Raw genomic sequence first — 25,010 nt, 5'->3', positions numbered from 1 at the left:
TTTAACTACTAACTGTTTTTAAGTTCGCAAAGCCGCTTGCACTTAGCTAAGATTTTAATTTTAAAAATTTGTTTTGATTACGACCTCTTTTATACCGAATCTGCAGCCCGACTTGAGCGGAAATCCTTTTTTGCTTGTACTTCGAGTTATATTGAAACTGAAAGCTTCTGCAAAAAAAGATTGGGAGCGGAAGGCGGATTAAGCTGCCATAATTATTATTTTATTTAATATCAAAATTCACAATTTCATAGGGCTGCACCCTATGCTGATTTAAATCGCCACTTTGTGGTTTGTTGGTTTAATTTATATCAAAATCCATAATTTCATAGGGCTGCACCCTATGCTGGTTTAAATCGCCACTTTGTGGCTTGTTGGTTTACTTTATATCAAAATTCACAACCACTTCTTCTGAACGCGGATGTGCCTGGCAAGACAAAATAAACCCTGCGGCAATCTCGTCCGGTTCGAGAGAATAATTGATGTCCATTTCTACTTCGCCTTTTTCCAGCTTGCATTTACAAGTAGCGCAAACTCCGCCTTTGCAGGCATAGGGCAAATCGGCGCCGTTTTGTAAAGCTGCATCCAAAATCGTTGGTCCGTGATAGGCTAAATCTAACTTTAAAGCAGTTGCATCCAATTTCACAGTGACTTTACTAAAATCATCATCGGATTTATTAACAGCCAGCTCGTGTTCTTTTTTCTTTTCGGCTGAGGCTGCACTGAAGAATAATTCGAAATGAATTTTCTTAGCCTCAACGCCGGATTGGATTAAAGTATCTCTCACACTCAGAATCATTTCTTCCGGTCCGCAAAGGAAAACCTCATCGATTTTTTCGGCCGGAATGATATTTTTAAGAAAAGATTCAGCTTTTTCAGAATTGATTCTTCCGCTTAACAAGTCAGCATCTGCCACTTCTCGGCTGAGAATGTGATAAATGCTCAATCGTTCCATAAAACGGTTTTTCAAAGCTTCGATTTCTTCTTTGAAAATAATCGTTCCTTTATTTTTATTTCCGTAAATCAGGATAAATTGGCTTTGAGGCTCGTTTTTCAAAACGGATTTGATAATGGAAATAATTGGCGTGATTCCGCTTCCAGCAGCAAAAGCAACGTAAATTTTTTTGTTTTCGGGGTTGAGTTCCGTGTAGAATTTCCCCATTGGAGGCATCACTTCCAGAATGTCTCCTTCTTTCAGATTTTCATTCATAAAAGAAGAAAATAAACCTTCGGGAACTTTTTTTACAGCAACTTTCAATTCGTTTTCGTGCGGACTTGCGCAAATCGAATAAGAACGACGTAGCTCCTGTTCGCCATTGATTTGTCGGAATGTCAAATATTGTCCTTGCGTGAATTTGAATTGTTCTGATAATTCTGCAGGCACATCAAAACTCACGGAAACACAATCCTGTGTTTCTTTCTTGACTTTTTTTACTTTTAAAGGGTGAAAAACTACTGACATTTATTTTTAAACGCAAAGTGCGCAAAGTTTTTTTGATATTATTGAAAATATTTTAGGTTCACAAAGGCGTAAAACTTATCAAAGATTCAATCTATATTCTAATTATTTAAGCCGTTCATTAATAAAGTTTTCAAATCTTCCTCCAATTCCTGAGGTGTGATGTCGCGGCTTGGTTTGTACCATAATTCTATCCACCGGATTGAAGATAACATCGTGAAAAGTGCCACAGAAACATTCATTGTTTTGAATTCGCCGTTTTCCATTCCTTGTTCTATGATATTCGCAAAGCTCTTTTCATAGGATTTTCTGATTTGCTTGTATTGATTTTTCTTCTCTTCCGAAAGATATTTCCAGTCGTTATTCGCTACAGAAACCGAAGCCGAATCTTCTATAATCAACTGAACGTGAAGCCCAATAATTGCTCTCAGCTTATCCTGAAAACTTTGATTCGTATTTTCAATTTCCTGTAATTGGGAAATATATTGGTTGGCAATTTTGAAACAAATCAGTTCCAGGATCTCGTCTTTGGATTTGATGTGATTGTACATACTTGCGGCTTCCATTCCCACCTTTTCAGCCAGGTCACGCATACTCGTTCCGCCGAAACCTTTCTCTTTGAAAAGTTTGGCGGCTTCTGCCAAAATCAATTCTTTTTTATTGATTTTGTTTATCTTCTTATTAATAGTTAACTCTTGTGTCATTCTGTGTCACTCCTACGGAGTTCCTTTTCAAATAAAAATCATTCTACAAACATTTCGCTCCTATGGAGCTTAGTATTTCAACAATTGTTCTATTTCTTTAATTAATTTATCTGTGTTCGGCAACATCTCTTTCTCCAATTCGGAATTGATAGCAATCGCAGGAAGATTTTTTGCACCAACTACTTTTACAGGCGCATCCAGATGTCTGAAACAATTTTCACCGATTCTCGCCGCCAAACTTTGGGCAAAACTATTATTCACTGGCTCTTCTGTCAAAACGATGCATCGGTTGTGTTTTTTAACACTTTCGAAAACCCGGTTTTCATCCAACGGTGCGAGCGTTCTTAAATCGATGATTTCGATCTGACCGTCAAATGCTTTCGCTGCATTCGAAGCCCAATAAACGCCCATTCCGTAAGTAATGATGGTTAAGGTTGGTTTGTTCTGATGATTTTCGCAGAGCAAAACTTCTCTTGCTTTTCCAAACGGAATGATGTAATCCTCGTCCGGTTCTATCGTTTTTGCATTTTCTGTTCCTTCGATTTTTGACCAATACAATCCTTTGTGCTCTAACATCACAACCGGATTCGGGTCGTAGAAAGCAGCTTTCATCAAACCTTTCAAATCTGCACCGGTTGATGGATAAGCGATTTTGATTCCTTTGATATTGCATAAAACACTTTCCACCGAACTTGAATGGTATGGTCCACCACTTCCGTAAGCACCAATCGGAACTCGGAGAATCATCGAAACCGGCCATTTTCCATTAGACAAATAATAGCTTCTGGAAACTTCTGTAAATAACTGATTCAAACCTGGCCAAATGTAATCTGCGAATTGGACTTCGACAATCGGTTTCAGTCCAACGGCGCTCATCCCAACTGTTGAGCCTACGATGAACGCTTCCTGAATTGGTGTATTGAAAACTCTTTTCTCTCCAAATTGCGCTGCCAGAGTTATTGCTTCACGGAAAACCCCGCCTAATCTCAATCCAACATCCTGACCATATAACAAGGCTTCCGGATGTTTTGTCATTAATTCTCTGATGGCAAATAAAGCGCAATCTACCATTACGGTTGGGATTTTTCCGCTTGGGGAACGCTCTCCTTTTTCTTCGGTAATTGGCGTTGGTGCAAAATCGTGTTTGTAAGCATCTTCCGGTTTGGGGTCTTCTGCCAAAACGGCATTTTCGAAATCAGTTCTTACGAGTTCTGCAACTTCTTTTTCTATGGTTTCAACTTCAGAATCTTCTATACTGAATTCTGAAAGTTTGTTTCTTAATTTAATTAGTGGGTCGTTCTTCGCACATTCTTCCAAGTCATCCCTATACCATTCTTTTCTTACACCAGAAGTATGATGATTGAGCAAAGGAACTTTGGCGTGAATTAGCATTGGCCGTCTTTCTTCACGGATGATTTTGATGCATTCTTTGACGACCTCATAAGACCTAATAAAATCGGTTCCGTCAATGGTTCTGGTTTCGATACCATTGAAACCTTGCATATATTGTGTAATATCCTGCGCTCTGATTTCGTCCGCGCTGGCGGAAATATCCCATTCGTTGTCCTGAATGAGATAAAGGATCGGCAATTGTTTCAATGCTGACATTTGAAAAGCTTCCGAAACTTCGCCTTCTGTGCAACTTGCGTCTCCGAGTGAGCAGACTGCAATTGGTTTTTCGTCAAGATTTTCGGCAATCCCTGTTTCTTCTTTGTATTTCATTCCCATAGCAATTCCAGTTGTTGGAATCGCCTGCATCCCTGTTCCGGAACTCTGGTGAATCATTTTTGGAAAATCATCGCGTCGCAAACTTGGATGAGCGTAATAAGTTCTTCCGCCAGAAAATGGATCGTCACGTTTTGCTAAAAGCTGAAGCATCAATTCGTAAGGCGTGATTCCAATTCCAAGCAAAATAGAATCGTCCCTATAATAAGGACTCACGAAATCCTGAGGCAACAACTGCATCCCCAATGCCAGCTGAATCGCCTCGTGTCCGCGGGAAGTAGCGTGTACATATTTTGATGTTGTCTTTTTTTCCTGCTCGAACAAATCGGTCATTGTTTTCGCCGTAAACATCAGACGATAAGCTGATTTTAGTAAATCCGTCAGGCTAATTTCTTTGTTTAAAAAATGTTTTTCAGTGATTTGCATATTTAAACATTTGACATTCAATCCATTATTCTCAGTTTGGGTATATTGAATGTGATTTATTCAAAAATACACTTTTTTATTAAACTAACAAATGTTAGTTAGTTTTTGTGACTATTAAAATTATTTAAGAAAATTTTAGCTTTTACAAAATAAAAATTTAAATTTTGTAGTTTTGAAGATTAAACGATTTAAATGAAACTAAAAATATTTCTTGGCATCGCATTTTGGTCTCTGTTGCTTTTGGCAGGCTGTAACCGCGATGATATTTCTTTTGATTCCCCGACACAACTTTTGAGATTCTCTACAGACACAGTCTTCTGTGATACGGTTTACAACCAGATGCGTTCGGAAACGTATGCTGTAAAGGTTTATAATAATGAAAACAAGGATGTTCTAATTCCAAGAATAGCTTTGGAAGGTGGAAGTGGTTCACTTTACAGAATCAATGTAGATGGGAAAGTCGGAACGAGTTTCGAAAATGTGGCTCTGAGAAAAAAAGATAGTCTCTATGTTTTCGTAGAAATCGCACCGGTTGCTAATGCTCCGGAAGCAATCGCCGAAGACAAAGTGATTTTCAGCTCGCCTGCCGGTGAACAAAAGGTCACCCTTTTCTCTGTAGTTCAGGATGCAGAATATTTTATCCAAACCGGTGAAAATCCCGTAACAATTAATGATAATACAACCTGGACAAAAGATAAAGTGAAAGTGATTTTCGGTGATCTAAATGTTGCTGAAGGTAAAACCTTGACAATGGAGAAAGGAACCAAAGTCTATTTCCGAAAAAACAGCGGAATGAATTTTGAGAAAAATTCCAGTTTGACTATCAATGGTGCTTTAGGCGAAGAAGTAATTTTCCGGGGTGACAGAAGTGATACCAAATACGATACTTTGCCAGCCAATTGGAACGGAATCAAAATGGAAGAAGGCTCTCTTCTTAATATGAATTATGCAAGAGTTTTTGGTGGAAACGTAGGTCTTCAGCTGAAAAAGAATGACGCAACCATCAACAATTCTATTTTCCATACATTTCAAAATGTTGGTATTTATGGAATTCATTCCAAACTTACAATGAACAATGTTGTGATGAACAACTGCGGTGAAGCAGACCTTGCGATTGCTGCAGGTGGAAATTATACACTTAATTATTGTACGATTGCTAATTACTGGAATTTGAATCCTTCGATGTCCGCTTTGGGAATCTATGCAAGTGATATGTGGGAAAATGAAGATGGAGAATCTGAAATTGGAGATTTTAAATTAAATGTCAACAATTCAATTATTTATGGAGATACTCCTGATATGATTTCAATCAATAAATCTAATGGGAATATCTTAGCTTTTGAATATGAATTCAGAAATTCATTATTGAAATTTACTTCTAATTCTGGTTTAACCATTGGTAATACTAATACAGCCAATGAAGACCCAAAATTCCAGAATTATTTTACTCAAAAAATGAACTTAAGAGTAAAAGCTGATTCGCCGGCAAGAGGAAAAGGAACAAATGCTACTGGTGTTACTGCAAGTGATATAGTCGGAGTTTCAAGAACAAATCCAATAACTATTGGTGCTTATCAATAATGGAAATCACAACACTCCAAAAACAGGTGGACGAATGGATAAAAACCATCGGTGTCCGTTATTTCAATGAGCTGACGAATATGGCAATGCTAACAGAAGAGGTTGGCGAGGTTGCCAGAATCATCGCCAGAAGATATGGTGAACAATCTGAAAAAGAGTCCGATAAATCCAAGGATCTGGGTGAAGAATTAGCTGATGTGCTTTTTGTAACGCTTTGTTTAGCCAATCAAACCGGAACCGATTTGCAATCAGCCTTTGACAAAAAAATGAAAATCAAAACTGATAGGGACAAAGAACGACATCAGAATAACGAAAAATTAAAATAGGTTGGAAGCAGGATGTCCGAAGTCAGAAGTTTTATCAATTCTGACATCTGACATCTGACATCTGACATCTGACAAACTATGATTATAAAAAAGTCTGAACTTATAGACGGAAAAAACATTCAAATTACCGGTTCGAAAAGTATTTCGAACCGTCTTTTGATTTTAGGGAAATTGTTTGGTAATATTGACATGCTCAATCTTTCCAATTCTCAGGACACCACATTACTTAAAAAAGCTCTGGAATCGGATTCCGAAGTGATTGATATTCACCACGCTGGAACGGCAATGCGATTTCTGACTTCTTATTATTCAATTTTCGAAGGAAGAAAAACCATTTTGACAGGTTCTGACAGGATGAAAAACCGTCCGATCAAACCTTTGGTGGATGCGCTTCAGTCTCTTGGAGCCGACATCACTTATCTTGAGAAAGAAGGGTTTCCGCCGTTGCAGATCATCGGAAAGAAATTGGAGAAAAATTCGGTAAAAATTTCGGCTAATGTTTCCAGCCAGTTTTTGACTTCATTAATATTGATTGGAGGAAAACTGGAGAATGGTTTAATATTAGAATTGGAAGGCGAAATCACATCCCGACCTTATCTCGAGATGACTCTGAAAATCCTGAACGAAATCGGAATCAAATCTCATTTTGCGGAAAATACAATCGAAATCGTTCCTCATTCAGACAATTTCAGAACAGAACATTACGAAGTAGAAAGCGACTGGTCTTCAGCTTCTTATTTTTATTCTTTGGTAGCAATTGGCAGAAAATCGATTACCTTAAAAAGTTATTACACGTTGTCCTTGCAAGGTGATAGCGTGATCAAAGAGATCTATTGGAAATATTTCGGAATCAACACCGTTTCTGATTATGCAGAAAATTCGATTTCGCTTTTGCCGGAACCTGCTTTCGAATATCCGGAATTGATTTCTCTGGACATGAATGATTGCCCTGACATTGCCCAAACGTTTTGTGTAACTGCAACTGCATTGAAAATTCCGTTTGTGATAACCGGGCTTCATACTTTGAAAGTAAAAGAAACAGACAGATTGGTTGCCCTTCAAAATGAATTACTGAAAATTGGAGCAAAAACCCACATCACTGTTGATAAAATTGAATCTTCGGAATTTATAGAGCCGGAAGAAAACATTTCTATTGCGACCTACAACGACCACAGAATGGCAATGGCTTTTGCGCCGTTTGCTTTGATTAAAGAACTAAATATCGAGAATGAAGATGTTGTGGAGAAGTCTTATCCCGAGTTTTGGGAGGATTTCCGAACTGTAACTCAAGAAACTGAATAATATGTCAAAAGTTATCATCATCACAGGCGCTTCATCCGGAATTGGGTTTGCCTTGGCAGAATATTTCGGGAAGAAAGGCAACAAAGTTTACGGATTGAGCAGAAAGATTGTAAGCTCAGATTATTTCGTTTCAATTCCAACGGATATTACGGAGAAAGAACAAATCGATAACGCCATTTCTGAAATATTAAAAACAGAAGCCAGAATCGATGTTCTGATAAATAACGCCGGAATGGGAATGGTTGGCGCAGTTGAGGATTCTACTAAAGAAGATATTACGAAATTGTTCAATCTTAATTTGATTGGCGCAGTTCAGATGATGACAGCGGTTCTTCCGAAAATGCGGGAGCAGAAATCCGGAAAAATCATCAATGTTTCCAGTATCGGCTCCGAAATGGGATTGCCTTTCCGAGGATTCTATTCCGCTTCCAAATCGGCACTGGACAAGGTTACAGAGGCAATGCGTTACGAAGTTTATCCTTGGAACATCCATGTTTGCTCGCTTCATTTGGGCGACATCAAAACCAATATCGCAGAAAACCGGGTAAAAACAAAAGTTTCCGAAGCGTATAAAAATGTCTTCGGTAAAGTCTATGCATTGATGAATTCCCACGTTGGGGATGGAACCGAACCTTTGGATGTTGCGGTTTATGTGGACCAGCTTTTAGGAAGATCAAAATGGAAAGCGCACTATTATTTCGGAAAATTCGGACAAAAGATTGGTGTTCCTCTCAAATGGATTCTTCCTCAGAGCACTTATGAAAATCTGATGAAGAAGTATAATAAAATGGATTGATTTTTTGTTTTAAACTTTTAAACGCAAAGTCCGCAAAGATTTTTTTAAAATTATTGAGAATATTTCTAGGTTCGCAAAGGCGTAAACTTAGCAATGATTTTTTCTTCTTGGCTGAGCTTTAGCGCCTTTGCGAACCAATAGTTTGAAGTTGGCAATAGATCTTTGCGGACTTTGCGTTTATCTATGTTGAAAAAGCTGTTATACATATTTCTAATTTTTCTGAGTATATTTTCTTATGCGCAGAAAAAAGAATATTGGCTCATCGATAAAGAAACCAACGTAAAAAAAATCGTTTCCGATTCGGCAAACGCAGTCAAATTTCTGGATTCTCTGGCAGAAAATTCTTATTTCTTCACAGAATTAAAAGACGTAAAAAAAATAGAAAACCGAACCGAAATCTATTACGACAAAGGTCCAAACTTCAACAAAGCCAATGTTAAGTTTTCAGATTCTCTGGTTAATGATTTGAAGTTTCAGAAGAATGAGATCTACACCAAAAATTTAGATTCACTTAAGAAAAACATCAATCAAAAATATCGTGACAAAGGTTTCGCTTTCAACCGTGTGAAAACCAAATTCCAGAAAATGGAAAACGGAATTCCATCAGTAAAAATCTCGGTTGTTCCTGCTTCTCAAAGAAAAATTGACGGTATTGTTTTCAAAGGTTACACACGTTTACCGAAACAATTCGTTAAAAATCTCAACAAGCAATATCTTGGTAAGAACTATGATGACAAGAACTTGGTTTCTATGAATCAGTCTCTGCAGAATCACCAGTTTGTCGCTTTGGAAAAACCACCGCAGACGTTATTTACCAAAGATTCCACACAGGTTTTTCTCTTTACTCAAAAACGAAAGACCAATACTTTTGACGGAATGATTGGTTTTGGAAATGACAAAACCGAAAAATTCACAGTCAACGGAACTTTGAATGTCCAGATGAAAAATATGTTCAACAGCTTCGAAAGCATTGGCATTTATTGGCAGAGAAATCCCGACAAAGGTCAGACTTTTGATTTGCAGACTGATATTCCTTACACATTTGGGAGCAACGTTGGTCTGAATGTTAATGTCAATATTTTCCGTCAGGATTCCACTTTTGCGAATGTCAAATTTCTGCCGGCAGTTTATTATCATCTTTCTCCGAAACAAAAGCTCGGTCTCAAAGGCACCTTCGAGTCTTCTGCGATTCTGGATTCGCTTTATACGAGCGGTCGGGATTACAGCAAAAAAGGGATCGGTGTTTATTATCAGTATCAGGAAGGGAGTGACATTCCGCTATTTATCAACAAAAGCAATATCCGTGTAGAAGCAGATTTCCTTAAAACGACTTACGATGATACGCAGGAGAAATTTGACCAAATCCGGTATTTTCTTTTTGCCGAACACAATTTCAATTTGTCCGGAAATCATTTCCTCAACATCAAGGGAGAATCAGCTTTACTCAGTTCCAAGAACGAATTATCGACAAACGAACTCTTTCGGTTCGGAGGCTGGAACTCGCTTCGGGGTTTCAATGAGCAGAGTCTCGTCAGTGATTTTTATGCATTTGCCGGTGCGGAATATCGCTATCTCGTTAATGACCAGGCCTTTTTCGATTTGTTTGCGCAATACGGGCAGATGTCCAACAAAGCTCTGGGAATTACACCAAAACTCTACAGTGTAGGTCTGGGTTTCAACTTTTTCCTTCCCGTCGGTTTGATGAGTTTTCAAATTTCCAATGGAAACGAAATAGGTAATCCGTTCAAATTCAATGAAGTAAAAATCCATTGGGGAATCCTCAGCAGATTCTGATAAATGATAATCGATTAATGATAGTTGATATTACTAAGAATTTGAAAATCAGTTATCAACTATCACTTATCAATTATTTAAATCTGTCATCATTTCTCTGAATATTAATTATTTATCAAATAAATTATGATATTTTCAAATTCCATAAAAATAGCTTAATTTTGCAAAGAAAGTAAAGATGTCTATTCATAACAAAATTGTAGAGACAGCCATCACTTTCGATGACGTGCTTCTAGTTCCTTCTTATTCAGAAGTTTTACCTAATCAGGTTTCCCTAAGATCAAGACTTACAGACAAAATTTCGCTCAATGTTCCTATAGTTTCCGCAGCAATGGATACGGTTACAGAGGCTGATTTGGCGATTGCACTGGCAAGAGTTGGCGGTCTTGGGTTCATTCACAAAAATATGACAATTGCCGAGCAAGCATCACAAGTCAACAGCGTGAAACGTTCCGAAAACGGAATGATTGCCGACCCGGTAACTTTGTCAAAAGACCATACTTTGGCAGAAGCTAAAGAACTGATGGCAAAATATAAAATTTCCGGACTTCCTGTCGTTGACAAAAACAATTACCTTATAGGAATCATTACCAATCGTGATGTGAAATATCAAGAAAACCTTGAAGTTAAGGTTGAGGAAATAATGACAAAAGAAAACCTTATCACATCTGATAAAACCACGAATCTTGAAAAAGCGAAAGAAATTCTTTTAAAGAATCGGATTGAGAAACTTCCAATCGTTGACAAAAAAAATAAATTGGTCGGATTGATTACTATAAAAGATATCGATAATCAGTTGGAGTATCCAAATGCCAACAAAGACCAGAACGGAAGACTAATTGTCGGAGCCGGAGTTGGTGTTGGCGAAGATACGATTGAAAGAATCACTGCATTAGTAAAAGCCGGTGTTGATATTGTTGCCATAGACTCAGCACACGGACATTCCAAAGGTGTTTTGGACAAAATTTCTGAAATAAGAAAAACGTTCCCAGACCTGGATATCGTTGGTGGAAATATTGTAACGGCTGATGCTGCAAAAGATTTGATAAAAGCTGGCGCCAATGTTCTTAAAGTCGGTGTTGGACCGGGTTCTATCTGTACAACCAGAGTTGTTGCCGGCGTTGGTGTTCCTCAACTCTCCGCAATCTATAACGTTTACGAGTTTGCTAAAAAGAAAAATGTGTCAGTTATTGCAGACGGTGGAATCAAATTGTCCGGCGACATTGTAAAAGCCATCGCAAGTGGGGCCGGAGCAGTAATGCTTGGATCTCTTTTAGCCGGAACTGATGAAGCACCGGGAGAAGAAATTATTTTCCAGGGAAGAAAATTCAAATCCTATCAAGGAATGGGTTCTCTTTCTGCAATGAAACGTGGCGGAAAAGAACGTTATTTCCAGAGTGAAGCCAAAAAATTTGTTCCGGAAGGAATCGAAGGCAGAGTCCCGCACAAAGGAAAATTGGAAGACGTGATTTTCCAATTGACTGGAGGTCTAAGAGCTGGAATGGGTTATTGTGGAGCGAAAGATATTGAAGCCTTACAAAAGGATTCAAAACTAGTAATGATTACAGGAAGTGGTTTGAAAGAATCTCATCCACACGACGTGATTATTACGCAAGAGGCTCCGAATTACTCTTTGTAAAAGATTTATTTTAACATAATAAAAACTCCGAATCATTTAATAACTAATGACTCGGAGTTTTTTTACAAAAATCATGCATAAAAAAAGAGCTACAGAAATGTAGCTCTTAAAATTTATTTAAAGTTTCAGGAATTATTTCTTGATAACTTTTGTAGATTCTTTAGAACCATCAGCATATTTAATGCTTACGATGTAAGAACCTTTAGCAAAATTCTCTACATTAATAGACGTTTCAGCTGTAGTTTTTACGATTTTACCAGCAACATCATAGATAGACACGGATTCTACTTTCTTATCAGATTTGATATTAACAACGTCCGTAGCAGGGTTTGGATAAACACTTACAGAAGATTTTTTAGTTACATCAGATACGGCCAAGAAAGGACTTGTATTAGTTGCACTTGCAACGATATTATCAAAACCGCTAGTAGATATACCTGATAACAATACATCAAATTCTTGTGGATTCAAATCAGGAGTACCAAAATAGCTTATAACATCACCACCATTAACTTGAGCACTTACTTCACCTGTTGTTTTATCATAAGCAGCTTTAATATGATACCAAGTATTAGTTGTAACCTGATCTACAAGTATCTCGCCGTCTAATTGGTCAGCTATATACAAATACCCATCATCTTGACTCCATCCAATTTCGAATGGCTGCTCAAAACCAGCATCAACATCATAAATTTGTACAACTCCAGCACCTCCAGCACCTCCAGTTCCTGTATAATAGTCAAACTCTAATACAAATATATTATTTGCACTAGACCTGCCATCCCAGTTAGTACTATGGAAATGCCATACACCTTCATTAGAAGCAATACTAGCCAATTTAAAAGATTTACCGTGAGCAACATCAATATTAGCAACCTGTGTCCAGTTTGCACTTCCTCCGCTATCTCTTGCCCATCCACCCTGTGTACCAAGATTACCTACAGTATAAGACTCAAAATTGTCTGTCCAAAGACTTTGCGAATAAGCAGTAAAAGCCATCACCGCTGTTAAAGAAAAAGATAAAATTCTTTTCATAATAATTAAATTTAAAAAATTAGGAGACCAAAGTTATTAATTATTTTTCAAAAAAAACAAACAAACATTTAATTTTTGGCACTGATTTCTAATTTTAACGTTTACATCCTCAATATGCATTCGCAACTTTTAATTATAAATAATTAAGAGACAAACATTTAGACCAAGTATGAGGAACAAACAATAAAATTTATTTGACACTATTCATTTTTAACGGTTAATTTTAAAATTTCTATATTTTTACAAAATAATGCTCAAATTTAACGTTGATTATCAAATAACTTAATAAATTTGCAACTTAGTTTTTTGCAATGAAAAAGAGAACCTTATTCTCAGTACTATTTTTATCTGTTTTTGTTTTCGGAATGCTTTCTTTCGCACCTAATAAGAAAGTGATAGCCGTTATTTTCAACAAAGAAATGACGAGGCAGGACTTGATGAACCTGCAAAAGAATCTAAAGGAAAAAAACATCATTCTTGTTTATAATAAGATCCAATTTACAAAAAACAGATTGAGTTATATCGATTTTAGTATCGATTTTGGGGATGGGTTTTCTGGAACTTCAAAATCCGAGATCACAAAATCGAAAGAAATTGGATTTATGAGAGATTATAATGATAACGCTGAACAACCTTTTTTGGTTGGTGATTTAAAATAAATAAAGCTTCCAGGTTTGGAAGCTTTTCTTTTATGTGTTATTCTGTTTTTTATCTCTCCTAATTTTAAGGTCATCTTCAAAATCGTCAATCCGATAATCTGTCAGTGAATTTCCTTTTCTGACTTTTTCCTTAGAGTAAAGCCTGAATTCATTTTCAGTTTTTTCCAAAAGATAATCATAAGGTCCAACCGAAGAAATTAGTTTAATCAAAACCGGCGAAATTTCCAGACAAACAAACAATCCCATAATGAAACTTGCCGCCAAAGCAATGATTGCCGAGTTTTTCCCCAATTCATCCAAGGCCTGTAATCTTGCTGCAAAACCATTGAATTTATCTTCGATACCTTCTGTTGATTTCCTTTCGGTTTCAAGATTGGAATAGACCTTTGAAATTTCTTTGTCCAAATATTGCAACCGCTCTTGTTGCTGTTTCTGATAATTTTCAAGGTCCGCCCGCTTTTGTTCTTTCAATTCAGACTTACGTTTTGCATTGGTACCGAATCCCACTTTTCCACTTGTTAAACCAGATTGTTTACCCAAAATTTCTTTTTCCAATTCTACAGAGGCCGAGTCATAAGCTAATTGATAAGTTTTGATTTGATTCTGGATTTGTTTTTTCTCCAAATCAAACGGTCCAGATTGTTGCAAAATCCTTCCGTTCATCTCTGCCTGCAATTGTGTCTTATTTCTTTGAATAATCGTATTCAATTGTTTATTAACTTCTTTTTCAAAGATTTTCAGCTCAAGGGGCTTTGAAATAATAATTCCAAGAAACGTTGCCAAAATCAAACGCGGAATGGTCATCAAGATTTGATTCCACCATGTTCCGGTTTTCTTGATCGAAGAAACAATATACCTATCAAGGTTGAAAATCATCAATCCCCAAAGAATTCCAAAACCAACGGAAGCCCAAATGTTATCAAAAACGGTAAACATCGCATAACCTGCCGATAATGTTGCAAAAATCGCAGTAAACAAAACGATTCCCCCGATTCCGGCAAACTTGTTCCATTCGGAAGGCGATTTTTTCAGCAAATGAATATTCCCTCCGGAACAAATCATCAGAAAATGCTGAAACCAATTCATTTTATGTGTGTTAGTATTTTTCATTTAATTATAATTCATCATAATTTGTATTTTAAAACGTTAATTTGTTACAAATAGTATTAGGTTTTGCCTAATATCTAAATCTGTACCATTTTCTTTTTATATTTATGTTAAATTTACAGGTATCATATTTGATGACAGAATTAAAAAGTATTTTATGAAAAATTTATTGTTTTGTTTAGGAATCATCACGGTTTTATTTTCTTGTAAATCAACCATTGATCCAGACACACTTCCAAAACCGTTCCCTCAAAGACCAATTGATAAGCCCGGCAATCTGACTCAAGAGGAATCAAGCGAAATGGAGAATTTGAAATCTGAAATCCTTACAATGGCAAAAAGTGAAAAATGCACCAATCCAGCCGATTGGAAAACCATTGGATTAGGAGCAAAAGCTTGTGGCGGACCTGTAAGCTATATTGCTTATTCTAATAAAATTGATGAAGCAAAATTCCTCGAAAAAGTTAATCTTTACAATCAGAAATCTGCAGATTACAACAAAAAGTACAATCTGGTTTCAGACTGTATGCTGGTAATGCAGCCTGAAAATATCGTTTGTGAAAATGAAATACCTGTATTTAAATAGGTTCTGCACTTTGAGGAGCAAGTTGCCTTTTTTGTTCCTCGGCATCTCTGTATAATTTTTCTTTACTCCACTTAGCGTGTTTAGAGGGTATAATTTTATGTCCTCTTTTGTAAGCATAAACCTTGGTAAATTCTGCTCCGAAAAACACGAGCTGACAGGAATAATTAATCCACATCATCAGCAAAATCACAGTTCCTGCCGCTCCGAAAATGGACGTTGGCTTTGAAAAATCGAAATAAAAACTCATCAGCATTTTTCCGATATTGAAAAGCAGTGCCGTAACAACGGCACCTATCCAAACCGATTTCCATTTGATTTCCACATCCGGAAGGACTTTGAACATAAAAGCAAACAAAACTGTAACGACAGCAAATCCTAAGATGAAATTACTTGCCTGAACAATCACATAAGTTTCCATACCGAAATATCTTGTGATCCATTGATTGGCCAAACCAATAACAGACGAAAGCAACATACTTGTCAAAAGGAGGAAGGCAATGATGAGAATCATCCCCAGGGAATTAGCTCTGTCAAGAATGAATTTCTGCCAGGCTTTTTTGGGTGCTGCTTCAACATCCCAAAGATCATTGAGGGTTGTCTGCATTTGGAAAAATAAGCTGGTTGCACCAAAGACCAAAGTTCCAACGCCGAGGGCTTTCATCCAGAAATTTTCTTTATCAATCATGGCACTTGCAATAATATCCTGAATACTTTTTGCACCATCATAACCCATTATTCCTTGAAGCTGACGCCTGATTTCTCCATTTACCGCTTCTTCACCAAAGAAATGTCCGGTAACCCAGATGATGATGATCAACAATCCCGGCAAAGAAAATATCGCATTGTAGGCCATACCTGCACTGTCTTTGGCTGCTGAAGAAGACATCCATTCATTTAAAGTTTCCTTCAGAACCTCCCAAAAAGATTTAAGCTTATTCATCGTTTAAATTTCTTTGGGAAATTCAATCTTTATACCAACCTAGTCCTCTTTGTACCAGCTGGAGTATTTAACATAATTATTGGCTATTCTATTGATCTCGCCCTCTACAAGATTCTGAGACACATCTTTCACTTTTTTTGCAGGAACGCCTGCCCAAATTTCACCTTCACGGATATGAGAATTGGCTGTAACAACCGCTCCCGCTGCAACAATCGCATTACTCTCCACCAGGCAATCATCCATCACAATTGCTCCCATTCCGATCAGAACATTATCTTTAATTGTGCAGCCGTGAACAATCGCATTATGGCCAATTGAAACATTACTACCGATCGTCGTCGGACTTTTTTGGTAAGTGCAATGTATCATCGCATTATCCTGAACATTCACTTTGTCGCCCATTTTTATGAAATGAACATCACCTCTCAAAACCGCATTGTACCAAATACTGCAATCTTTTCCCATCGTAACATCTCCTATAATTACCGCAGTTTCTGCCACAAAAGTATTTTCTCCCAATTGAGGCGTTTTTCCTAAAAGTTCTCTGATAATTGCCATTATTTTATTTTTTAGATTTATAAATATTTGGGCGCCTTTATCCGTCCTCCACTCCCGCTTTTTTATTTTTCCGGGAAAAAATAAAAAGAGCTCCGTTCAGGCCGGGGCGCAGATTGGTTTTTCAATTAAATTTTGACATTCGTTCAGCCAAAATCAAACCAATAGAAAAAATCGAAAATCCGCAAAGCTTCTCATAATCAAAACTTAACATAACATTGGGATTTATCGGCTTTTTTCTTCCACCAATTTACGATAATTTTGTAGTTCAATTTACTTAAAATGAAACATTCCAGCTATAACTTTTGTCAGTTTCTGAAAAACTACGATCTGAATGTTACATCTTACAATTAAAAATAAATAGAATGAAAGAAATCATAATAGAACCTACAGAGAATCCGAAGGTGATGAAGTTTGTAACAGACTACAATCTCATTCCGGGTTCATTAGAACTTGATCGCGATTCTGACATTTCCGAGATCCCATTGGCGCAGGAATTGTTCAATTATCCTTTCGTTAACAGAATCTTCATCACGGCCAACTTCATTGCGGTAGCGAAAGAAGATACTGTGGAATGGGAACACGTTGCGGAAAGTCTGAAAAATATTATCGAAGATGAGCTTTTGGCCAATCCTAGAATCTACCTTCAGAAAAGAAAAGAAATGTATCAGATCTATTCTGAGATGACACCAAATCCTGCGGTTATGAAATTCATTTCCAGCAAGATGCTAATGGACGGATTCATTGAAGTGAAATCGAGAGAAGAATCGGAAGGTGTTCCTTTGGCGCAAGAATTATACGAGGCTTTTGATTTTGTGAAAGAAATCTATGTGAGCGATAATTTTGTTGCGGTAACTAGAGACGAGCAATTCCAATGGCATGAGATCATGAACCAGGTCCGTTCTTTCATTGCAGAATTTTTACAGACTGGAAAGACAATTGCAACCATTGAACCTCATCAGCATGAAAACCCTGTTCTGAAAATCATCAATAGAGAATATACAAATGACGAGCAGAAAATCAGTGATATCCTGAACGAATATGTTGCTCCTGCTGTAGAAAATGATGGTGGAAAAATCTCTCTTATAGAGTATGATCAAGAAAACAAAACAGCAAAAATGCTTCTTCAAGGGGCTTGCAGTGGTTGTCCCTCTTCCACAGCAACGTTGAAAAACGGAATCCAGAATATTCTGAAACAATTCGTCCCGGAATTGGTAGAGAATGTGGAAGCTGTGAATGGTTAATGGCTTCGAGAGCCTTAGCCTGACAATGAATAAACTAGAATTAATTTAATCATTAATTTTTCATTCCTTAAGAAACCGAACGAAGTGGTTCGACGAAGTCAATCTCAATGTTTAGATTTCCACTGAATGAAAATATTGCTCTAACAAATAAATATGCCGAGTCAATCAAACAACAAAAAAGGAATTCTACTGGTCAACCTCGGTTCACCAAAATCGACGGATGTAAAAGATGTAAAAGACTATCTTGATGAATTCCTGATGGATGAAAAAGTCATCGATTACCGTTGGATTTTCCGTGCATTATTGGTTCAGGGAATTATCCTTAAAACCCGGCCGAAAAAATCGGCGGAAGCTTACAAAACGGTTTGGACAGACGAAGGTTCGCCTTTGATCGTGATCTCTAAACACCTTCAGCAGAGACTTCAGGAGATCGTGGATGTTCCGGTCGGTTTGGGAATGCGTTATGCTGAACCATCGATACAAACCGGAATCCAGGAATTGGTGGACAAAGGCATTACAGAGATCACGCTGGTTCCGCTTTATCCGCAATATGCGATGAGTACAACAGAAACAGTGATTGACAAAGCGGAAGAAGTTCGACTGAAATTCTTTCCGGATATCAAGATCAATTATGTTCAGCCGTTTTATAATAGAGAGATCTATATCAATTCTTTGGCGAAAAGTATTGGCGAAAAGTTGCCTCCAGATTTTGATTTGCTTCAATTCTCGTATCACGGCGTTCCGGAAAGACACATCTATAAAACCGACCCGACGAAGACCTGCAGTATGGATAACTGCTGCCAGAAAGATGATCTTCCTTCGCATAAATACTGTTACAGACATCAATGTTATAAAGTGACGGAGTTGGTTCGTGAGAAATTAGGTTTGCCCAAGGAAAAAGTCTTGGTCACTTTCCAATCACGATTGGGTAAGGACAAGTGGATGGAACCTTACACAGACGCCACACTGGAAGGTCTTGGTAAGAAAGGTATCAAGAAACTGGCTATTGTTTGTCCCGCTTTTGTGTCAGATTGTTTGGAAACTTTGGAGGAGATCTCTGTGGAGGGAAAAGAGATTTTCCTGCACGGCGGAGGCGAGAGATTCGATTATATCCCTTGTCTGAATGAAGATCCAAATTGGGTGAATGTGGTGAAGATTTTGAGTGAAGAAAAGCTTTCTGAATTTTAAGTTCTGCTTTTTTAACGCAAAGTCACAAAATTTTTTCTATTAAATATTTTGAATTAAGAGTCACTAAAACGCTTCGCTCATCAAAGAATAACATTTATCGAAGATAAGATCTTTGCGCTTTCTGATTTATTTTGTTTTTTAATCTTGTGCCTTTGTGATAAAATATAATCTAAAACAAAATTAAAATGATTTTCCGATATGCACGACATACTCAGAATCTGGAAAAACTGATTGGTTTTTATACCAAAGTTTTGGATTTTAAAGTTCTTGGGGATTTCAAGGAACACAATGGTTATGACGGAGTTTTTCTTGGGAAGGAAAATGAAAACTGGCATTTGGAGTTCACCCAAGACAATAACATTCCGGAATCTAAATTCGATGAGGATGATATCCTGGTTTTCTATCCGGAAAGTTTGGAAGAATTCCAAAAGATCATTACTAATCTTGAACTTTATAATGTCCCCATCTTAGAACCCAAAAATCCTTACTGGAAAGAAAACGGAATCTGTTTTGAGGATTGTGACCATTACAAGATCATTGTTTCTGACCTTAGAATTACAAAATAAATTAAACCCGATCAACTATTTGAAGCGGGTTTTTGTTTGGATCTTTGACAGTTTGGCAGATATTTTTGAGAGGCTATCGGTATACGCTCGGTATACTCTTTCTATACCCAAAGTCTAACTTTTGTAGTTTCAAGACTTGGAATGACTTTGACAGTTTGGCAGAGTGGGTTTTGAGTGGTTTTGGTTATATTTTACTTAAAAAACTAATAATGAGACTTATTCGCATTTTAATTTTACTTTCACTATTTAGTTGTGAGAAAGATTCTAAAGAGAAATTTTACAAAATAAAACAAAATCCAGATTTTATTTTATGGAAAAACATAGAAACAATTTCTGAAAATGATTTTGAGCAAAAGACTGATGAGGGTAATTCAAATTCTTTTATTCAAATAATGACGCGGATTGATATTCCAAAGAATGAGCTTTTATATTTTGTCTATTTTGATAAAGAAAAAAGTAACCTAAACATCAATCAACCTAAAGATTCGATTGATAATATTATTCTTTATACAAATCTCAAAATGGATTGTTACGAAATTGTAGCCAGAAAATATGTTCAGAAATTTATAAATAAGGAAAATCTACCGATAGAAAATAGAAGAGACTCTAAATACATTACTGATGAAATTGTTTCAAAAAGCGAACAAGAATTAAAAAAATTATCTCATAGAATTTGGTATTCAAAATTTGATAAAGACACAATATCAAAAATCAAACTAGAAATTTATGAAAAACTGAAATAAAACCGTAATTTGCCTTTCAATATATTTTTATTTTTTTGAGTTAAATTCTTAATACTAAGTTGAGATTCTTTCAGAATGACAAAAATGTAGGATAAAATTCTGTTATGGATTTATTCTTTTTTGTGGGCTTCGAGAGCCTCAGCCTGACAAAACGTGATGCAAAAAAGATTGTAGCGGAAAGCAGGTTCTCGGCTTCTAAAATTTAATTGAGAAATAAAAAACCGCCTCATTACTGAAGCGGTTTTCTTTTGGGGTAGAAAATATTTATTTCTTGTTAAAATCTCCTGCAAATACAGAAGTCAACTTATCTTCACTGATGTATTTTCTTAGAACATCGTTCACCTGACTTACTTTAAGCGCAGAAACTTTCGCTTCCAAAGCATCGTACTCGTCCAAAGACTGACCATACTGAAGTTGAGAATTGACCAAATTCATCAAAGTATTGTCGTTTCCAAGACCTGTTTTTCTGGAGTTCAGCCAAGAAGTCAAATTAGACTTGAATTCCTCTTCCGTGAAACCGTCTTTAACCGCTTTGTTCACTTCTTCCTTCAACGCTTTGTTCACCGCATCTTTCTTAGTTGGGTTGAAGAATGCGTACCAGCCCCAAGATGCTACGTTATTATCAATAGGAATATTGATGTAAGAACCTGCGCCATAGCTGATTCCTTCTTTCTCACGAAGTCTTGTCGGGATTCTGGCCGTCAGGAAACCACCGCTTCCCAACATTTCGTTGGCAATCACGAAAGCTGGATAGTCCGGAGATTTTCTGTCCATAGAGAAACTGATCTTCCCAACAGCGGCTCCGTTCTCTTTGTCCGGCGTCAGATATTCTTTGTCTTGTTTTTTGGTTGCGAATAATTCCGGCTTAATGTATTCGTAAGTTGATTTTGAATTCCATTTTCCGAAAGTCGATTCCAACAATGCGGCAACGGCTTTGCTATCCACATCACCGATCACAGAACCAACACCGTTGTTACTTCCCAAGATCTTGTTATAGAAGTCTACCAGTTGCTCTCTCTTCACTTTCTTGTTATTATCAATCTGTTCCTTAGTAGAAGCGGTGTAATAGATACTTTCTTTAGGATAATTCTCAGTGATTTTTTCAATTTCTGTAAAAGCAATGGACTGAGGGTCGTTCAAAGAACTTTCCAGATAAGTATTGTACTCGTTGATGGTTTTTGCCAGTTCCGCTTCCGGGAAAGTGGATTCAGTCAAAATTTCTTTGATAAGAGCCATCACTTTTGGCAAACTGTCTTTGTAAGTACTGAAGTTCACAAACAAGGTCTGACCATTGAATCCGAAGTTGATGTTGGATTTCCATTCATCCAGCATATCCTGGATCTGTTCTTTGGTATGAGACTTGGTGCCTGTTTTCAGAACCTGTGCCATCAGAGAGCCGACATCCGATTTCCCAGTCAAATCCCTGGCGTTACTTACCGGGAATCTGAAGCTGCCAAGCACTTTACCACCTTTGATATCTTTTTTTATCAGTCCATATTTCATCCCGTTGCTCAGTTTGCCTTCTGTCAAATTAGCTTTCAGATTTTTGATACTCGCTTCGAAAGGTGCAGCTTCTTTTTCGAGTGCTTTACCTTTGTAATCATTAGTTAGAGAAGCAATTTGTTCATTGGTATATTCGACATTCTTAACCCTTACCTCATCTTTTGCCGGAATGAAAACCCCAACTGTCCTATTATTGGTTCGGAAATATTTCTCAGCAACTCTCTGAACATCGGCTACGGTCAATTTTTCAACTGCGTCTCTGTAAAGAAAGCCTAATTTGTAATTTCCCGCCCCAACAATCTCTGTCAGGTTAATTGCAAAATTGATCGTATTGTTTTTAATATTCTCAATTTGCTTCAGCAATTTTGCCTTTGCTCTCGCAACATCCTGCTCTGTATATTTGGTTGTTGCCACTTTGTCCAAAGCAGCACGGAAATCGTTTTCGGTTGCCTTCACGTCTTTATCGGCAGGAACCTCTAAACCGAAATACATATAACTTGCATCTCTCACCAACGGCTGATAAGCATAAACAGAGGCTGCTTTGTGCGTATCGATCATTGCTTTGTAAAGATAACCGGAAGGGTCTGCTGTCAAAACTTCCTGCAAAGCATCCAGTGCTGCATAGTCTTTATCCGCATACGGCGCAGTATGATAAAGTGCCCCGATGACCTTGCTGTCTCCGGAACGTTTCAGTTCTACAAAACGTTCTCCGTCCTGTGCAGGCTCAACAGTATAAGGCGTTTCAAGAACTCTTGAAGGTTTTGGTATGGTGGAGAAATATTGAGCAATGTAATTCAAAGCTTGTTTTTCATCAAATTTCCCGGCAACGATCAAAGTTGCATTGTCCGGCTGATAATATTTTTCATAGAATTTTCTAAGCGTTACCGCCTTTACTCTTTCTACGTCCTCCTTGCTTCCGATCGTACTGTTCCCATAGTTGTGCCAAAGATAGGCAGATGAAACGATACGCTCCATCAATACAGAACTCGGACTGTTTTCTCCAATCTCGAACTCGTTTCTTACCACTGAGAATTCTTTGTCCAGATCGGACTGAAGAATCGTTGCATTGACCATTCTGTCGGCTTCCATTTCCAGGAACCATTTCAGATTCTCATCATTAGATGGGAAAACTTCATAATAATTGGTTCTGTCATACCAAGTCGTTCCGTTGGCATTACCACCTTTATCAGACAACATTTTCTTGATGTCCCCCAGCTTTTTCGTGCTTTTGAATAACATATGCTCCAGCAGGTGCGCCATTCCCTTCTCGCCATAACCTTCGTGCTTTGAACCAACGTTATAGACGATATTAACAACAGCATTACTTTGAGAAGGGTCAGAGATCAAAAGGACCTTCATTCCGTTGCTTAAGGAATATTCTTTGATTCCTTCCGTATTACTAATAAATTTTGGAGTTTCGGCTTTTTGGGAAAACACAGGCGTTGCATAACCCGCATAGAAAACGACTGCCGCAGTCAGTAGAAAATTCTTCATGTTTCTATAGTTATTTTTAGATTCCTAAAATTAATGACTATTTCTATTAAAATAGATTATCCAGTCAGTTTTTATGAAAAAATTAACTATTTACACATATTATTGCATCCGGCAATGTGATTAATTTAAAAAACACCTGTAATTCCTAACATATTAGGAGAAGCATTGATATTCCATTTTATACTTCGATATTTTTTATCATCATAATGATTCATATACCGATAAGTTCCCTCTACTACAAAATAGCTGATTGCCGCACTGAGAAAAACATCCGAGAAAAAATGCGCACCATCCCACATCCTCGACACCGGCGTAATAACTCCAATAGAATAGATCCCGGTTTTTATCCAGGGATTTTCAAATTGTTTGGCCAATGAGAACATTGTTGTAGCGACCAAAATCGTGTGCCCGGATGGAAACGACCTATATGCAGGCTGCCCGCTAAAAGGTTCAAAATGGAATTTACCTTCACCTGCTCCGGGACGAGCCCGTCCAACAAGAGCCTTGGCAAATGTTTGTATCAATCCGGCTGTAGTTGCCGATGAGATCATCAGAACACCAGTATTTCTTATTTTTTCATTTTTGGTAAAAAGTCCTGTAAGATATACCGCACTGGTTATCCCGTAATTATTCTGCGGACTTCCAAAATAATAACCAAAACCTTTAAGAAACTCCGGAGCTTTCTCTCCTTGTTTCATAAAAAACCGACTGGTATCATTATCTACAGAATACAGTAAAACAGTTCCAAGTGCCACGCCACCAAAGTCCAACCAATTTTCCTTTTTCCAATAATAAGGTCTGGAATAACTGTGAAAAATATTATTCACGATCTGTTTGCCATCCAAAACCAATTGTCTGCCAATAGTTGCTTTAGTAATTTTGGTGCTGTCAATTTCAACATTGGCGATCTTCACGTTCAGACTGTCAGCATTTTGAGAAAAAGAATTAATACAGAGAAAAAGAAAAAATGGAATAAAAAACTTCATAGATCTGTCGGTTACATTCGAGAAGCAAAGATAATGTAATAGAAAATATCTCAATAATAATTGTAATTTTGTAGATATGGTAGTGGAAAAAGTAATTTTAGGAATCGACCCGGGAACTGCAATAATGGGATTTGGAATTATTTCTGTCAAGGGAAGTAAAATGGAACTGATCGCCATCCACGAACTGATCCTGAAAAAATACGAAAATCACGAAACAAAACTCAAGATCATTTTCGATAAAACATTGGCTTTGATCGATGAATACAATCCTGATGAAACCGCTTTGGAAGCGCCATTCTTCGGAAAGAATGTACAAAGTATGCTGAAATTGGGGCGGGCTCAGGGCGTCGCAATGGCCGCAAGTCTCCACAGGAACATTCCAATTACCGAATATTCTCCCAAGAAAATTAAAATGGCAATCACAGGAAATGGCAATGCCAGTAAAGAACAAGTTGCCGGAATGCTCCAGAACCTTTTAAAGCTGAAAGAATTTCCCACCAAATATCTTGATGCTTCTGATGGTTTGGCGGTTGCTGTTTGTCATCATTTCAATTCCGGAAATATTTTGACAGACAAATCTTACTCTGGCTGGGACAGTTTTTTGAAACAAAATCCGGATAGGATCAAATAGCTTTTAGTTGTTCGATTTTTTAAT

The 25,010-nt window shown here is 37.3% G+C and carries 22 protein-coding genes; 13 read left to right on the top strand and 9 right to left on the bottom strand.

Annotated features, from left to right (window positions below; genetic code table 11):
• Positions 1 to 376 precede the first annotated feature (376 nt).
• The 3 genes from paaE to K319_RS0108010 all read right to left on the bottom strand — a co-directional run bounded on the left by paaE (position 377) and on the right by K319_RS0108010 (position 4,311).
• Positions 377 to 1,459, bottom strand: a complete 1,083-nt coding sequence (paaE, locus tag K319_RS0108020; RefSeq protein WP_027383193.1) for a 1,2-phenylacetyl-CoA epoxidase subunit PaaE — start codon at positions 1,457 to 1,459, stop codon at positions 377 to 379.
• Positions 1,460 to 1,557: 98 nt separating this feature from the next.
• Positions 1,558 to 2,160: a TetR/AcrR family transcriptional regulator gene (locus K319_RS0108015; protein ID WP_034671528.1), complete on the bottom strand. Its 603-nt coding sequence runs from the start codon at positions 2,158 to 2,160 to the stop codon at positions 1,558 to 1,560.
• 69 nt (positions 2,161 to 2,229) lie between these two features.
• Positions 2,230 to 4,311: an alpha-ketoacid dehydrogenase subunit alpha/beta gene (locus K319_RS0108010; protein WP_051230521.1), complete on the bottom strand. Its 2,082-nt coding sequence runs from the start codon at positions 4,309 to 4,311 to the stop codon at positions 2,230 to 2,232.
• A gap of 192 nt (positions 4,312 to 4,503) precedes the next feature.
• Between K319_RS0108010 and K319_RS0108005 the strand changes: the two genes are divergently transcribed.
• The 6 genes from K319_RS0108005 (at position 4,504) to guaB (ending at position 11,749) form a co-directional block, all read left to right on the top strand.
• Entirely contained in the window at positions 4,504 to 5,892 is a 1,389-nt protein-coding gene (locus K319_RS0108005; RefSeq protein WP_027383190.1) for a hypothetical protein, read from the top strand.
• Positions 5,892 to 6,218: a nucleotide pyrophosphohydrolase gene (locus K319_RS0108000; RefSeq protein WP_027383189.1), complete on the top strand. Its 327-nt coding sequence runs from the start codon at positions 5,892 to 5,894 to the stop codon at positions 6,216 to 6,218. Before K319_RS0108005 ends, K319_RS0108000 begins: the two co-directional genes overlap by 1 nt.
• A gap of 78 nt (positions 6,219 to 6,296) precedes the next feature.
• Positions 6,297 to 7,520: a 3-phosphoshikimate 1-carboxyvinyltransferase gene (locus K319_RS0107995; protein WP_027383188.1), complete on the top strand. Its 1,224-nt coding sequence runs from the start codon at positions 6,297 to 6,299 to the stop codon at positions 7,518 to 7,520.
• A gap of 1 nt (position 7,521) precedes the next feature.
• Positions 7,522 to 8,316, top strand: coding sequence for an SDR family oxidoreductase (locus K319_RS0107990; RefSeq protein WP_027383187.1), 795 nt, complete (start codon positions 7,522 to 7,524; stop codon positions 8,314 to 8,316).
• 183 nt (positions 8,317 to 8,499) lie between these two features.
• Entirely contained in the window at positions 8,500 to 10,110 is a 1,611-nt protein-coding gene (locus K319_RS0107985; protein ID WP_034671526.1) for a BamA/TamA family outer membrane protein, read from the top strand.
• 178 nt (positions 10,111 to 10,288) lie between these two features.
• Entirely contained in the window at positions 10,289 to 11,749 is a 1,461-nt protein-coding gene (gene guaB / locus K319_RS0107980) for an IMP dehydrogenase (protein WP_027383185.1), read from the top strand.
• 132 nt (positions 11,750 to 11,881) lie between these two features.
• Here guaB and K319_RS0107975 read toward each other — a convergent pair whose 3' ends face one another.
• Positions 11,882 to 12,784: a T9SS type A sorting domain-containing protein gene (locus tag K319_RS0107975; RefSeq protein WP_027383184.1), complete on the bottom strand. Its 903-nt coding sequence runs from the start codon at positions 12,782 to 12,784 to the stop codon at positions 11,882 to 11,884.
• Positions 12,785 to 13,095: 311 nt separating this feature from the next.
• On the opposite strand from K319_RS0107975, the gene K319_RS0107970 reads away from it, so the two are divergent.
• The gene (locus K319_RS0107970) at positions 13,096 to 13,443 is read left to right on the top strand and encodes a hypothetical protein (RefSeq protein WP_027383183.1); all 348 of its coding nucleotides are present in this window, start codon (positions 13,096 to 13,098) and stop codon (positions 13,441 to 13,443) included.
• A gap of 30 nt (positions 13,444 to 13,473) precedes the next feature.
• On the opposite strand, the gene K319_RS0107965 is transcribed toward K319_RS0107970, so the two are convergent.
• Complete coding sequence (locus K319_RS0107965) at positions 13,474 to 14,553, bottom strand: DUF4407 domain-containing protein (protein ID WP_027383182.1); 1,080 nt, start codon at positions 14,551 to 14,553, stop codon at positions 13,474 to 13,476.
• Positions 14,554 to 14,707: 154 nt separating this feature from the next.
• On the opposite strand from K319_RS0107965, the gene K319_RS0107960 reads away from it, so the two are divergent.
• Positions 14,708 to 15,136, top strand: coding sequence for a hypothetical protein (locus K319_RS0107960; protein WP_027383181.1), 429 nt, complete (start codon positions 14,708 to 14,710; stop codon positions 15,134 to 15,136).
• Here the strand turns inward: K319_RS0107960 and K319_RS0107955 are convergent.
• A complete protein-coding gene (locus K319_RS0107955) occupies positions 15,129 to 16,076 on the bottom strand; it encodes a YihY/virulence factor BrkB family protein (RefSeq protein ID WP_027383180.1) in 948 nt (315 codons plus the stop codon). The genes K319_RS0107960 and K319_RS0107955 overlap by 8 nt on opposite strands.
• Positions 16,077 to 16,115: 39 nt before the next feature.
• A complete protein-coding gene (locus K319_RS0107950) occupies positions 16,116 to 16,634 on the bottom strand; it encodes a gamma carbonic anhydrase family protein (protein ID WP_027383179.1) in 519 nt (172 codons plus the stop codon).
• A 362-nt stretch (positions 16,635 to 16,996) separates the two neighbouring features.
• Between K319_RS0107950 and K319_RS0107945 the strand changes: the two genes are divergently transcribed.
• The 4 genes from K319_RS0107945 (at position 16,997) to K319_RS0107930 (ending at position 20,372) form a co-directional block, all read left to right on the top strand.
• Positions 16,997 to 17,875 carry a NifU family protein gene (locus tag K319_RS0107945; protein ID WP_027383178.1) on the top strand — a complete coding sequence of 293 codons (879 nt, stop codon included), beginning with the start codon at positions 16,997 to 16,999 and terminating at the stop codon, positions 17,873 to 17,875.
• A gap of 153 nt (positions 17,876 to 18,028) precedes the next feature.
• Entirely contained in the window at positions 18,029 to 19,063 is a 1,035-nt protein-coding gene (gene hemH / locus K319_RS0107940; RefSeq protein WP_034671525.1) for a ferrochelatase, read from the top strand.
• Between the two features lie 185 nt (positions 19,064 to 19,248).
• On the top strand, positions 19,249 to 19,629 hold the full coding sequence (locus K319_RS0107935; protein ID WP_027383176.1) for a VOC family protein: 381 nt from the start codon (positions 19,249 to 19,251) through the stop codon (positions 19,627 to 19,629).
• A 155-nt stretch (positions 19,630 to 19,784) separates the two neighbouring features.
• Positions 19,785 to 20,372, top strand: coding sequence for a hypothetical protein (locus K319_RS0107930; RefSeq protein ID WP_156907070.1), 588 nt, complete (start codon positions 19,785 to 19,787; stop codon positions 20,370 to 20,372).
• Positions 20,373 to 20,636: 264 nt separating this feature from the next.
• Here the strand turns inward: K319_RS0107930 and K319_RS0107925 are convergent, their stop codons facing one another.
• Both K319_RS0107925 and K319_RS0107920 read right to left on the bottom strand, forming a co-directional pair.
• The gene (locus K319_RS0107925; RefSeq protein WP_027383174.1) at positions 20,637 to 23,369 is read right to left on the bottom strand and encodes a M16 family metallopeptidase; all 2,733 of its coding nucleotides are present in this window, start codon (positions 23,367 to 23,369) and stop codon (positions 20,637 to 20,639) included.
• Positions 23,370 to 23,494: 125 nt separating this feature from the next.
• On the bottom strand, positions 23,495 to 24,355 hold the full coding sequence (locus tag K319_RS0107920; RefSeq protein ID WP_027383173.1) for a phosphatase PAP2 family protein: 861 nt from the start codon (positions 24,353 to 24,355) through the stop codon (positions 23,495 to 23,497).
• A 76-nt stretch (positions 24,356 to 24,431) separates the two neighbouring features.
• Between K319_RS0107920 and ruvC the strand changes: the two genes are divergently transcribed.
• Entirely contained in the window at positions 24,432 to 24,986 is a 555-nt protein-coding gene (ruvC, locus tag K319_RS0107915; RefSeq protein ID WP_027383172.1) for a crossover junction endodeoxyribonuclease RuvC, read from the top strand.
• The last annotated feature ends 24 nt before the right edge of the window (positions 24,987 to 25,010 follow it).

It is taken from the genome of Epilithonimonas caeni DSM 17710 (genome assembly GCF_000426465.1).
GTDB lineage: Bacteria > Bacteroidota > Bacteroidia > Flavobacteriales > Weeksellaceae > Epilithonimonas > Epilithonimonas caeni.
The sequence above is the reverse complement of the archived record's forward strand: the minus strand, read 5'-3'. Positions and strand labels throughout refer to the sequence as shown.